Origin of the sequence: Sphingorhabdus sp. (assembly GCF_044357595.1) — a bacterium.
Taxonomy (GTDB): domain Bacteria; phylum Pseudomonadota; class Alphaproteobacteria; order Sphingomonadales; family Sphingomonadaceae; genus Sphingorhabdus_B.
The window spans coordinates 20,889-33,542 of record NZ_JBIKPH010000010.1; the positions used below are offsets into that span (position 1 = coordinate 20,889).

General features: G+C 56.2%; 13 protein-coding genes. 8 read left to right on the top strand and 5 right to left on the bottom strand.

Features of this window, described 5'->3' with window-relative positions; translation table 11 throughout:
• Nucleotides 1-48: 48 nt before the first annotated feature.
• On the top strand, nt 49-744 hold the full coding sequence (pdeM, locus tag ACIQ2T_RS02820) for a ligase-associated DNA damage response endonuclease PdeM (protein ID WP_397589473.1): 696 nt from the start codon (nt 49-51) through the stop codon (nt 742-744).
• Here pdeM and ACIQ2T_RS02825 read toward each other — a convergent pair.
• Complete coding sequence (locus ACIQ2T_RS02825; RefSeq protein ID WP_397589474.1) at nt 715-1,401, bottom strand: YggS family pyridoxal phosphate-dependent enzyme; 687 nt, start codon at nt 1,399-1,401, stop codon at nt 715-717. The two genes, pdeM and ACIQ2T_RS02825, sit on opposite strands and share 30 nt — an antisense overlap.
• Before the next feature lie 23 nt (nt 1,402-1,424).
• On the opposite strand from ACIQ2T_RS02825, the gene ACIQ2T_RS02830 reads away from it, so the two are divergent.
• The gene (locus ACIQ2T_RS02830) at nt 1,425-1,973 is read left to right on the top strand and encodes a thiamine phosphate synthase (RefSeq protein WP_397589475.1); all 549 of its coding nucleotides are present in this window, start codon (nt 1,425-1,427) and stop codon (nt 1,971-1,973) included.
• Here the strand turns inward: ACIQ2T_RS02830 and ACIQ2T_RS02835 are convergent.
• On the bottom strand, nt 1,970-2,725 hold the full coding sequence (locus ACIQ2T_RS02835; RefSeq protein ID WP_397589476.1) for a hypothetical protein: 756 nt from the start codon (nt 2,723-2,725) through the stop codon (nt 1,970-1,972). The genes ACIQ2T_RS02830 and ACIQ2T_RS02835 overlap by 4 nt on opposite strands.
• Before the next feature lie 247 nt (nt 2,726-2,972).
• On the opposite strand from ACIQ2T_RS02835, the gene ACIQ2T_RS02840 reads away from it, so the two are divergent.
• The 6 genes from ACIQ2T_RS02840 (at nt 2,973) to ACIQ2T_RS02865 (ending at nt 10,046) form a co-directional block, all read left to right on the top strand.
• The gene (locus ACIQ2T_RS02840) at nt 2,973-3,416 is read left to right on the top strand and encodes a DUF3576 domain-containing protein (RefSeq protein ID WP_397589477.1); all 444 of its coding nucleotides are present in this window, start codon (nt 2,973-2,975) and stop codon (nt 3,414-3,416) included.
• 5 nt (nt 3,417-3,421) lie between these two features.
• On the top strand, nt 3,422-5,947 hold the full coding sequence (leuS, locus tag ACIQ2T_RS02845) for a leucine--tRNA ligase (RefSeq protein WP_397589478.1): 2,526 nt from the start codon (nt 3,422-3,424) through the stop codon (nt 5,945-5,947).
• Nucleotides 5,944-6,432 carry an LPS assembly lipoprotein LptE gene (lptE, locus tag ACIQ2T_RS02850; RefSeq protein WP_397589479.1) on the top strand — a complete coding sequence of 163 codons (489 nt, stop codon included), beginning with the start codon at nt 5,944-5,946 and terminating at the stop codon, nt 6,430-6,432. Before leuS ends, lptE begins: the two co-directional genes overlap by 4 nt.
• Nucleotides 6,429-7,451 (top strand): DNA polymerase III subunit delta, encoded by a 1,023-nt coding sequence (gene holA, locus ACIQ2T_RS02855; RefSeq protein WP_397589480.1) that lies wholly within the window; start codon nt 6,429-6,431, stop codon nt 7,449-7,451. The genes lptE and holA overlap by 4 nt, the downstream gene beginning before the upstream one ends.
• 127 nt (nt 7,452-7,578) lie before the next feature.
• A complete protein-coding gene (gene msrB / locus ACIQ2T_RS02860; protein WP_397589481.1) occupies nt 7,579-7,971 on the top strand; it encodes a peptide-methionine (R)-S-oxide reductase MsrB in 393 nt (130 codons plus the stop codon).
• A 44-nt stretch (nt 7,972-8,015) separates the two neighbouring features.
• On the top strand, nt 8,016-10,046 hold the full coding sequence (locus ACIQ2T_RS02865) for a transglycosylase domain-containing protein (RefSeq protein ID WP_397589482.1): 2,031 nt from the start codon (nt 8,016-8,018) through the stop codon (nt 10,044-10,046).
• A gap of 24 nt (nt 10,047-10,070) precedes the next feature.
• Here ACIQ2T_RS02865 and ribA read toward each other — a convergent pair whose 3' ends face one another.
• The 3 genes from ribA to ACIQ2T_RS02880 form a co-directional block, all read right to left on the bottom strand.
• Nucleotides 10,071-11,129 carry a GTP cyclohydrolase II gene (gene ribA / locus ACIQ2T_RS02870; protein ID WP_397589483.1) on the bottom strand — a complete coding sequence of 353 codons (1,059 nt, stop codon included), beginning with the start codon at nt 11,127-11,129 and terminating at the stop codon, nt 10,071-10,073.
• Nucleotides 11,126-11,932 carry an exodeoxyribonuclease III gene (gene xth, locus ACIQ2T_RS02875; protein WP_353209567.1) on the bottom strand — a complete coding sequence of 269 codons (807 nt, stop codon included), beginning with the start codon at nt 11,930-11,932 and terminating at the stop codon, nt 11,126-11,128. The genes ribA and xth overlap by 4 nt, the downstream gene beginning before the upstream one ends.
• A gap of 284 nt (nt 11,933-12,216) precedes the next feature.
• The coding region (locus tag ACIQ2T_RS02880; protein ID WP_397589484.1) for an outer membrane lipoprotein carrier protein LolA at nt 12,217-12,654 on the bottom strand (438 nt) is incomplete at its 5' end.

Consider the following 12,654-nt stretch of genomic DNA (forward strand, 5'->3'; position numbering starts at 1 on the left):
CGCACATCCGCTTGCAGTCGCGGATGACAATCCGCATAGCCACTGGCAATGGCGCATGGTTTCGAATTTGGTGGGCAGCAATTTGAGGTAGCGGGTGAGGCTGCCTTGTATTGGCGGGCGCAAAATGCGTTGCTGGTGTCTGATCTGCATTTGGAGAAAGCCAGCGCCTTTGCCTTATATGGCCAGATGTTGCCGCCTTATGATAGCGTTTCGACGCTTGAGGACATATCGGCGCTGTGCAGGAAATATCGACCTGCCAAAATCATTTCGCTCGGCGACAATTTTCACGACGACGGCGGCGAACACCGATTGGCGGAACCCGCAGCGGCCTTGTTGGTCGATTTGGCCCGCGAGACCGAATGGATTTGGATTACGGGAAACCATGACCGCGCGGTGTCGGCTATGTGGGGTGGCAAGGCGTTTGATGAATTGGCGCTATCCGGCATTACGCTCCGGCATGAGGCACAAGGCGGTGGCCCCAAGCCAGAGATTTCGGGACATTTCCATCCCAAGTTCCGGCAAGTGTTGCGCGGGCGGATGGTCAAGCGGCGCTGCTTTGTCTTAACCCCGCGCAAATTGATCATGCCCGCGTTCGGCGCGCTGACCGGTGGGCTGGATGTTCAGGACCCCGCGATATTGCAAGCGTGCGACCTTGCGGACGGCGAATTGGTCGAGGCTGTTGTCGCCACCCAAGCGGGCTATGCCCGCTTTGCCTTAAACAGGGCCGGTGCGTTCCCCAAATAACGCAGTGCCAACGCGGACATGTGTCGCACCCAGCATGATTGCCGTTTCGAAATCATCGGACATGCCCATGCTCAGTTGCGGCAAGCCATAGCGCGCGGACAATTCCGCCACCAATGCAAAGAAAGGCGCGGCCTCAACATCGGCGGGCGGAATGCACATGAGCCCTGCAACGGGAACTTCGCTCTCCTGCGCGGCCGTCAGCAAGTTGGGAAGCTCCGCCACCGAACAGCCGCCCTTTTGCGCCTCAGCGCCGATGTTGACTTGAATGAAGCAAGGCACTGCGCGCTGTAGTTTTTGCATCGCTTTGCCAAGCGCAATGACCAGCGACAGCCGATCGACCGAATGGATCACATCGAATAATGCAACCGCCTCCTCGGCCTTGTTGGATTGGAGTTGACCAATAAGGTGCAGTTGGATGCCTGAATGCTGTTCTTTGAGCGCAGGCCATTTTTGCGCAGCCTCTTGAACGCGGTTTTCACCGAACAGCGTTTGGCCTTGAAGAATGAGCGGCGCGATATCTTCTACCGACCGCGTTTTCGACACGGCGATGAGGTGAATGTCCTCCGACGAACGGCGCGCCAGCTTTGCAACGGCGGCTATGCGTGTACGGATGGCCGTCAAACGGTCGGCGGATTTTTCTGGTGTCGCTTCCTGCATAACGCGGCGCTATAGGCAAATGCATGCGACGAAGCCACCCCCTGCCGAAAATCTGGCTGATGACCGATGGGCGTTTTGGTGATGACCAACTGCGGGCTATTCAGCAACTACCTGCGCGGTCAGGTGTGGTTTTCCGCCATTATGAATTGGCTACTCAGCAACGTCGCGCATTGTTCGCCCAAGTGCTGCGCATTTGTCGGCGGCGCGGTCATATAGTGCTGTTGGCGGGTGATGCGCGGACCGCTTTACGCTGGCATGCGGACGGCTTTCATCAACGCAGTCGCGGTCAAACGAAGTTGCTACACAGCGCCCCTGTCCACAATGCGCGGGAAATCGCAGACGTAAAGCGATGCCGCCCCGACCTTTTATTTCTCTCCCCACTTTTTGCTACCAACAGCCATCCGGGCGCACGTCCGCTCGGTCCCTTAATGTTTCAGCGGCTCGCAAAATTGGCCAAACCAAAGCGCGTCATCGCCTTGGGCGGCATGAGCCGTCAGAGCGCACAGATGCTGGGGCTATGGACGATCCATGGCTGGGCGGCGATTGATGCTTTCAGGAAAAAGACCGCTTAGAAGCGGATTTTGGTTCCGACGTAGACAGCTTCGCTGTCCTTGCGGTTGTCCGCCAACGGAATGACCCGGTCATTTTCGCTGGCATAACGAACGCCGGCGGTCACGTCGATCTTGCGACTGATTGAAAAGCTGCCGCCGACATCAAGCTTATAGTCGCCCGATGCTGCGCTGCCACGTGCGGGCGGCGCCATCTCTTTACTTTGGCCCAATTCTATATTTGTGCTGAACTTGCTGGGCTTTTGTGCAGACTCGTCAAGCCGGAAGCCGCCCTTGCCCAAGTCACTCAAAGGTGCCCTTGCCGCGCGTGCCTGCGCCTTTGGCAATGTAAAATCCTGCCAGCCCTTGGAAGCGCTCAACCGATAATCGACCGCCGCAAGCCGAACGCCTTTGCCGGCGCCAACTTCATTGGATGCAATAACATTACGGATCGAAACCGCGCCAGCGGTGAGGCGCGAGTTAACACGCGCCGCTACTGTAATAGTGCGATTATGGCCTTCGCCGGCGCTAGCTGGTGTGAATGGAAAGAGGGCATTGGCCGCAAATTGTGCCGCTGACAATTTCTGCGCCAGAACACTATCGCCGCCTGCAGGCGTAAACATAGCGATCCAATGTGCACCGGACTTATGTTCGTCGCCCGAAGCCCTCGCCGCAAACGCAGGAACGACCAGCGGAGAAACGGCAAGCGAACTCAATGCAAGCAAGGCTGCTCCAATGGTGGCGGTTTGCCGAGTATGTCCGCGCTTGTCGTTCATGGCTGTTTCCGCCGAGTCCTTTTTGTTGCGACATCCATACGCTGCATTTTTAGGATTCAAAAGAGGCGTAAAGATAAAATGATACCATTAACGCGATTTATCTCGACATGTTGCATGATGTCCACAATCCCTAACGCATCAAAGCTTAGCCTGGGATGAATTACCCACCGTTCAGCAGCCAGAAAGCTTGCCCCCGGCAGCAAGCCACTATAGAGGTTTCTGATATTTCATTGTTCGAGGACATTTTATGCGCACCACCCGCCTAGCACTCATCGTTGCGACCGGCAGCTTATTAAGCTTGGGACTGCTTTCAGGCTGTGGCGGCCGAGAACGTCCAAAGGCTGACCTGGCTGCAAGCCAAGTCACAACCATCGGCGTAAACAGCTATTTATGGCGCGCATCACTTGATGCGTTGTCATTCATGCCACTGGTGCAGACCGACTCAGCCGGCGGCGTCATTGTAACCGACTGGTATATAAACCCGCAAAGCCCTGCAGAGCGTGTGAAGCTTACCATTTCAATCCTTGACCAGGATCTGCGCGCCGACGCCCTGCGCGTTGCCGGCAGCCGCGAAGTCTCGCAAAACGGCCAATGGGTTGCAGCGCCATTGCGTGCCGCGACCGTTCAGAAGCTTGAAGCCGTCATCCTCACCAAGGCACGTGACCTTCGTCGGTCGTCCATCACCGGGTAATTTCCATGTCCAATGTAGAGCGTTTTAACCCGCACGTTGCCGACGCGCGGTGGCAAAATATTTGGGAAGAACGCAGTAGCTTCGTCGCGGATGACAATTCGTCCAAACCCCGCGCGTATGTCTTGGAGATGTTCCCCTATCCATCGGGCCGCATCCACATTGGCCACGTCCGCAACTACACGATGGGTGACGTTTTAGCCCGCTACAAGCGGATGACGGGGCATGAGGTGCTCCACCCCATGGGCTGGGATGCCTTTGGCATGCCCGCCGAAAACGCCGCGATGGAAAAGAATGTCCACCCCAGTGGGTGGACGCGCGATAACATTGCCAACATGAAAGCGCAGTTGAAGCGGCTTGGCTTTGCCATTGACTGGACGCGCGAACTCGCCACGTGCGAGCCGGAATATTATGGCCATGAACAGGCCTTGTTCCTGAAGCTTTATGCCGCTGGCCTTGTGTACCGCAAGGAATCCGCAGTGAACTGGGACCCTGTTGACATGACTGTGCTCGCCAATGAGCAGGTTATTGATGGCAAGGGTTGGCGATCAGGCGCGCCCGTTGAGCGGCGCAAATTAAGCCAATGGTTTCTGAAAATCACCGACTTTGCCGATGAATTGCTCACAGGGCTTGAGACCTTGGACAAGTGGCCCGACAAAGTGCGGCTAATGCAGGAAAACTGGATCGGCAAATCGCAAGGGTTGAAATGCACTTTTCGTTTTCCCGGCGGGACTGACGGCATCGACGTATTTACCACGCGCCCCGACACGATGTTCGGCGCAAGCTTTGTCGCAATCGCCGCGGATCATCCGGTCGCACAAAAACTAGCCGCCAATGCGCCCGATTTGCAGGCCTTTATTGAAGAATGCCGAAAAGGCGGCACGACTGCTGCCGACATTGAAACTGCCGAAAAGCGCGGTTTCAACACCGGGCTCACGGTGGAACACCCGCTTGATGCCAACTGGCATTTGCCTGTCTATGTCGCCAATTTCGTGTTGATGGATTATGGCACGGGCGCCGTCTTTGGATGCCCGGCGCATGACCAGCGCGACCTTGATTTTGCCCGCAAATATCATTTGCCCGTCACACGCGTTGTCGCTGATGGCGATTTGACCGACAGCGCTTTTGAAGGTTATGTCGCTTTCACTGGCCCTGGCACAATCGTGAATTCACATTGGATGAATGGCATGACCATCGACCAAGCGAAAGCCGATGTGATCGCGCGCGCGCAGGCCGAAGGCTGGGGCACAGGCCAAACGCAATATCGTCTGCGCGACTGGGGCGTTTCACGGCAGCGTTATTGGGGCACGCCAATTCCCATCATCCATTGTCAGACATGCGGTGCGGTGCCGGTGCCAGACGATCAATTGCCGGTAAAATTGCCCGAAGATGTGAGTTTCGACATCCCCGGAAACCCGCTTGATCGGCACCCGACTTTCAGCAAGGTCGATTGCCCGCAGTGCCACCAGCCCGCACGCCGTGAAACCGACACGCTGGATACCTTCGTCGACTCCAGCTGGTATTTTATCCGCTTTGCAAGCCAACCGCATGACAAGCCATTTGATCGCGCGGTTGCGGAAAAATGGCTTCCGGTTGACCAATATATTGGTGGCGTTGAACATGCGATTTTGCATTTGCTCTACGCCCGCTTCTGGACCCGCGCATTAAGCCATATCGGCTTGATTGATGTGCAGGAGCCGTTCGCGTCTTTGTTCACGCAAGGCATGGTCACGCACCAAACCTATCAAGACGCAAAGGGCACATGGCTGAGCCCCGACCAAGTGCGCCGCGAAGGCGACATGTGGACAATTATCGACAGCGGTGCGCCCGCAGTTGCAGGCCGCATCGAAAAGATGTCCAAGTCCAAAAAGAATGTCGTCGATCCCGATGACATTGTTGACCAATATGGCGCGGATGCCGTGCGCTGGTTCATGCTGTCCGACAGCCCGCCCGAACGCGATCTGGAGTGGTCTGAAGCCGGCATTGAGGGTTGCTGGCGCTTTGTGCAGCGCTTGTGGCGCCTGACATCGCAAGTGAGCCGTGCAGAGGGCTCTGATAAGGCATTGGACCGCAAAACCCACCAGGTCATTGCTGGCGTTGGCGTCGATATCGAGGCGCTTGCCTTCAACAAAGCTGTTGCCAAGATTTACGACCTCGCCAACGCCATTGAGAAAGCTGCACCATCCGCCAGCCGCGATACTGCAATCCGGACGATCGTCCTGCTGTCATCACCCATGGTGCCGCATTTAGCCGAGGAAGCTTGGACCGTACTTGGTGCGCAATTGGGCGGCGGACTTATCGCCGACGCAGCATGGCCAGTTGTCGACCCCACATTGCTTCAAGAAGATGAAGTGACCATAGCCATTCAGGTCAGAGGCAAGCTACGCGACACCCTGACGGTCGCCAAGGGCCTGCCGCAAGCCGAGATTGAGGCGCTTGCGCTTGCAAGCCAAAAGGTTCAGCATGCGATTGACGGCGCGGACATCAAGAAGATCATCGTCGTACCCGACAGGTTGGTCAATATCGTCCTATGAACCGTTACATCGCCCCAATCCTTCTCGTAATGATGCTGCCCGCATGCGGTTTGCAGCCCTTATATAGCGGCGGATCAAAAGGCGCGGTTGCAGCCACGCTTGGAACAATTAGCGTCGTCGCCATTGAGGGTAAAAACGGATGGTTGATGCGCAATGCATTGAACGACCGATTGGGGACCCAAAACAATGTTTCTACGCAATTCCGGTTGGTGGTGACGCTTGATGACCGGATCTCAGGTTTTGGCGTGCGCGCCGATGATACCGTCACCCGTGAACGGCGGACATTGCGTGCGCGATATCAACTTATCTCCACGGCCACTGGCGAAACAGTTCTGGATGCGACCGCCGGATCAGACGCCGGTATCGACGTCGTAAGCTCCGAATATGCCACAATTGCTGGCGAAAATAGCGCGCTCGAGAACCTCACGCAAAAGGTGGCGGACCAGATTGTAACGCGGCTTTCTATTTACGCTCGCGGCGAATGAGTAGCGCAAAAGAACGCAGCTTCATTAGCGCAATTGGCGCACGTCCGGACGTCCGGATGTTTTTCATCTTCGGCCAAGATGAATCCGCTGTTGCCGACATTGCATCGCAAATGACAGCTCTGCTGGTAGGGTCAGAGCGCGTCGACATTGACAGCGACCGTATTCGCAATGACCCCGCCCTTTTGGCAGACGAGGCGTCTGCGCTCTCTTTATTTGGTGATAAAAGACACATCCGCCTTAATTTTCGGCGCGAAGAAGGGTTGGCAGCGGTTGAGAATTTGCTGGCACTTGAAGGCGATGCAAATCCAGTGATTGCCACCGCCGGAAACCTGACCAAGGCCAGCAAATTGCGCAAGCTATTGGAGGCGCATCCCCGGGCGATGGCGTTCATCTGCTATTTACCGGAAGAGGGCGACGCGGCGGCGGCCGTGATGGCCTATGCTGCAACAACGGGGCTAAAAATCGACAGGCCGCTGGCCGCTCGTATCGCGCGTTACACAGGGCAAGATCGCAAGCTAGCGCAGGCCGAAATTGAAAAGCTGGCATTATATTATGACGCGTCGCCCCAGCGCCCGGCAACTGTAGAGGTGCCTGTATTTGAGGCATTGTCGGCCGAAACCGGCGAGGAAAATGTCAATGGCCTCGTGCATGTCGTCATGGGCGGTGACTTGCGGGGCACGGGTCGTGAACTGATCGCCGCGCGGGACATGGGTGTTGATGCCATCCGCATCATTCGTGCAATGCAACGTCGGGTAACAATGCTCGCCGCGATGCGTACCAAGGTAGACAATGGCGCCAATCCGGGTGCCGTCGTGAAGGCAACGCGTTCAATTTTCTGGAAAGACGCCGACAATTATTCGCAGCAGCTAGGCAGATGGCCATCTGCACGGCTTGCGGGGCTTAATGCCCATTTGCTTGAGGTCGAGGAAAAGCTGATGCAGGTGCGCGACGGGCTTGGCGTGACCATATTGGAAGAGGAGCTGGTGCGTATCGCGCGGGCAGCGGCTCGGCGCGGCTAATATACAGCTTAGTGATGATTTCGGTAGATAGGGACCTTCGGTGTTCCACGGTCGGATCACTGTTAAGGCTGGTTCTTGAACCACCGGGGCACTAATACCACAACAACCAGACGAAAGGCCCTGATCCATGGAAAAAATTATCAAATCCGATGCCGAATGGCGTGCAGAGTTGGACCCGATACAATATCATGTCCTGCGTGAGGCCGGCACCGAGCGGGCGTTTGCCGGCGAACTGACCGATGAAAAGCGGGATGGCAAATTTCGCTGCGCTGGATGTGGTACGACCTTGTTTGCGTCAGACACGAAATTCGACAGCGGGTCCGGCTGGCCAAGCTTTACGGCGCCAGCCGAGAGCGAAGTTGTCGAAGAACATCGCGACGTTTCGCATGGTATGGTGCGTATTGAAGTGCGCTGTGCCGCCTGTGAAGGGCATTTGGGGCATGTGTTTCCCGATGGCCCCGGACCAACGGGCTTGCGCTATTGCATCAACAGCGCCGCACTCGCTTTTGATCCTGAATAAGAAGCTGCTTGTCGGCGAGTCCGTGACCGATTAACACTCAGCACATGGCACGCGCACGCAAGATTTCGAAAGAACGTGGCCCAATGGGAACATGGATTTACCATATCGTCAAAGCGGGCGTTATCGCCACCTTTCTTGGTGTCATGGTGCTAGGCATTTTTGTCGCCATAGCGCGTGGCGAAATCGACAGCTTTGAAGATTTGAAAGCGTCTCCCAATGGCCAAATGATCCGCATACGTGCAGCCGACGGCACAGTCATTCAATCGCTTGGCCCAAGTTTCGGCCGCTGGCTTACGATTAATCAGCTGCCATCTGAAATGAAGGATGCAATGGTCGCGGTGGAGGATCGCCGTTATTATATGCATCCGGGCGTTGACCCAATCGGCATAACGCGGTCATTTTACGCAAGGGCCGTGAAGGGTCGATGGACCCAAGGTGGCTCGACTATCACGCAGCAGCTTGCACGCAACATATATTTGAATAGCAACAAGGAGTTCGGACGCAAGATCCGAGAAATCATTCTGGCGCTGGCAATGGAAACAAAATTTTCCAAGGACCAAATCCTCGAATTGTATCTGAACAAGGTCTATTTCGGCGGCGGCGCTTATGGCATTGATGCGGCGAGCCGGAAATTCTTCGACCACGGCGCTGAAAATATCAGCCTGGCCGAAGCCGCCATCATTGCTGGCCTAGTCAAGGCACCCTCGCGTTACGCTCCAACGGCCGATGCGCAAGCGGCGGTCGATCGCGCCGAAGTGGTTGTCGCTGTCATGCAAGATGCAGGCATGATTACCGCGACAGAAGCGGCAGGCGTTAAACCAGCGGATGTAAAGCTCGCCGCAGAATCGCCGCAGGATAGCGTGCGCTACTTCACGGATTGGATTTTGCCGCAGCTGAACGGCCTTATTGATGAAACCGAAAAGCCTATCGATGTCTGGACAACGCTTGACCTCAAAATGCAGCGCGCAGCGACCGCAGCAATAGCCGCAAATGTCCCGCGCGGCGCGCAAGGTGCCTTGGTCTCGATTGATCGCGATGGCGCGGTTAAGGCGATGGTCGGCGGGACAGACTATGTCTCCAGCAACTATAACCGCGCGGTAACTGCCGTCCGGCAACCCGGCTCTGCATGGAAGCTATTCGTCTATTTGACCGCGTTGGAAGCTGGGTTCCGTCCCGAAGACATGGTCGAGGATAAGCCCGTCGAAATCGAAGGCTGGCAACCCAAAAACAGCGGCGGCAAATATGCGGGTTCCATTTCGTTGCGGACGGCCTTTGCCTATTCGAAAAATACAGTGGCTGCGCAAATTGGGGAGGAAGTCGGTACCAGCAGTATCGCCAATATGGCGCGCCGGTTCGGGATAACCACGCCTATCAACACGCAGCCGTCTATGGTCCTGGGCACCTCCGAATCGCGCGTGATCGATATGACCCAAGCATTCGCTGTTATCGCAGCTAAGGGGCGCAGTATAACCCCTTATGGCATCTCCAAAGTCACGACGATTGACGGCGAGACGCTGTACGCAGCCAAGCCTTCCAGTTCAGTGCAATTGGTGGATGATTGGGTGGCCGGCGCAATGACCGATTTGATGCAGAGCGCGGTCGCCACGGGCACGGGACGCGCAGCCAACATCGGGCGACCCGTTGCGGGCAAGACAGGCACAACGTCAAGCAACAAGGATGGTTGGTTCCTGGGCTTTTCCAGCGGACTTACTACTGGTGTATGGATGGGCCGGGATGATGCGCGGTCAATTGGCGGGCTTGAAGGCGGGCGTGCCCCAGCGCAAGCATGGGCGGCATATATGCGCATTGCGGTAGCAAATCGCCCCGTTGAAAGATTCGCGACTGAAGTCACGTTCCCCGAAAGGCTTGAAGGCGAAGAGCCGTTGCTTGGCGAAGAAGAGCTGCTGCAGTTGGATGAAAACGGGATGCCGATTGAGGGTGATCCTACGATTGAGGACCCAGGCCTTGAGCCAACGGTTGAACCACAACCGCTTGACGACGCATTTATTGAACGAGCCATCGGCGGACGGCGGGAACCTAGACCTGCGCCCGAAGGAGCAGAAAACGCCCGCTGACTGCCGCGTCCCTTTTAACGGAACCTAAAGCGCGTGCCCTGTCCGACTTTTCTTGGTTTCAAGATAATGCGCATTATGTGGATTGGCGACGATCTTGAGGGGTAAGCGCTCCTCAACCGTGATGCCCGCATCTTGCAAGCCGCCGACTTTCTCAGGATTGTTGGTGAGCAAGCGCACTCGTTCGACTCCGAGCAACTGAAGCATCCGCGCAGCAACGGAAAAGTCACGGGCGTCTATGGCAAAGCCAAGCCGGGTGTTGGCGTCAACGGTGTCAAAGCCCTGATCCTGAAGCGCATATGCCCGCAGTTTGTTAATCAGGCCAATTCCGCGCCCCTCTTGCCGCAGATATAATAATATTCCCCACCGTGCGTCTGAAATTTGCTGCAGCGCCTCACGCAATTGCGGACCACAATCGCATTTAAGACTGCCAAGAACATCACCTGTTAGACATTCGCTATGCAGTCTGACGACGGGCAACGAAGTGTCGCGCGTGCCCATTAGCAACGCTACATGGTCGGAGGCATCGACGGCTGTCCGGAACGCCACAATCTCCGCATCAGCATTTGCAGCAACGGGCAACTTGGCACGCGCCGCGATGCGCAGGGCGCCGCTGTCATCAAACGCTGCAACATCTTGCGGGCTGACATAGGCAGAATGCGGATCAACGCTATCCAAGACCAGAAATGCAGGAAGCAAACCTGCCAACCGCGCAAGCTCGATGGCCGCTGTCGCAGATTGGCCGTCGTCCAAGGCCAGCGCTGCAAAGGGGCCCTTCATCGGGTATGCGAGATCAAGGCTTGGGTCGGCAATCGCCAATGCGAGGTTCAGGTTGAGGTCAGCGGGCGCCTTGATCAGCACCGGACGGTCGCCATCCGCCGCAGCGCGCTGATTTGTTAGTTTCAGTGTCGCGGCGCGGCTTGCCGAAAGCAACATAGCGTGGGCGCCAGAAATATCTTGAGCCGTTTCGACCGCCATTACGGTCAGCAGCTTGTCCAAATGCTGAACGGTAACTGGCCAGCCACGGCGCAACGCGTCAATCGCGACCGCTGCGCGGCGCGGGTCTCCCAACGTGGGGCCGCTCAAAAGGCGAATTCCGTCACTATAGGTGCATGGTCGGACGGCTTGCCCCAGCCACGCACATGTTTGTGCACGATATGCGCCTTTGCCTTTTCCTTGAGGTCGGGCGTCACCCACATGTGGTCGAGCCTACGCCCACGGTCGGATGTTTCCCAATCCTGAGCGCGGTAGCTCCACCACGTATATAGCTTTTTTGACGGGTCTACAAAATGCCGTGCAATATCCACCCAGTCTGCTGCTGCCTGAATTTCAGCCAAATGCTCAAGCTCAACCCGCGTGTGGCTAACGACATTCACCAATTGCTTGTGGCTCCAAACATCCTGTTCGAGCGGAGCTACGTTGAAATCGCCGGTCAGGATAGTTGGCTGGGTAACATTACGCGACCATTCAGCCATGCGCTTAAGGAAGCTTAATTTCTGGCCAAATTTCGAATTGACCTCACTGTCTGGAACTTCGCCGCCAGCAGGAATGTAGACATTGTCGATCCGAACACCCTTGGCTGCGTCAATGTTTAGCTCTGCGCCAACATGGCGGGCTTCGCCATTGGCTTGCCAATCTTCGACACGGCGGTTGATCAGGGGCAATTTGCTAACGATGGCGACACCATGATGCATGGGCATGCCGTTCACAACAAAATGACGATAGCCCAGTTGCCGAAACAATCCTTCGGGAAAAAGGCTGTCGATGACCTTCGTTTCTTGAAGGCACAAAACGTCCGGCGCTTCTTCCTTCAAGAACCGCTCAACGATGTCGATACGGGCGCGAACCGAGTTTATATTCCACGAGGCGATGCGAATAGTCTGGGACATAGGAATACGGCCCTAGATGGCAGAAGCCGTTGGAGCAAGCCAGTGCAGGCACATCAGCCCAAAAAAGCAAAACCCTCATCCCGGGGGCATATGGGATGAGGGCTAAGCTTGCGTTCGTCACGCGGGTATCAGCGATGATATAATTCCGAGGGCAACAGGGGGGAAACCACACGAAATCTCAACCGCTGACCATCTATTTATACGGCTGCTTTCCTGTCGTTGAGATGAACAAATAGCTATACCGCTGCAGTTTGTCGGCGCTCAGCATCGGTTCGTCGCCAGGCCTAAGATTTTCTGCGAACAGGGCGCGGGTCTTTCCATGTAAATGCGTTTTGACCGATCGGACCATTATAGTTGATGTCGCTTAGCCGAAGACTGGTCCGGTTGTTTTTTGAATCCAGCGCGACCCATCCGTTTAACGTCAGGCCGCCCGGAGCTCCGGGTTTGGCGACGAAGATCATAGTGATTGTGCCAAATTCAGGCCGTTTGGCATCGCGGACTTCAACGCTGATAATGTCATCAGTAGACGAAGGAATAACCTTGCCATAGCGAGCGAGATCCTGACCTGGGTCAAGCAACGCGGCAAGCGGACTGTTGCGGATTGGCCAACGCTGCACTTGTTTTACCTCGTAATCCACCATGGTTAGCGCGCGGCCATCGGCCACGATTAGCAACGGCACGTCCTTTTGATATTCAAAACGCACTTGGCCCGGGCGTTTTAG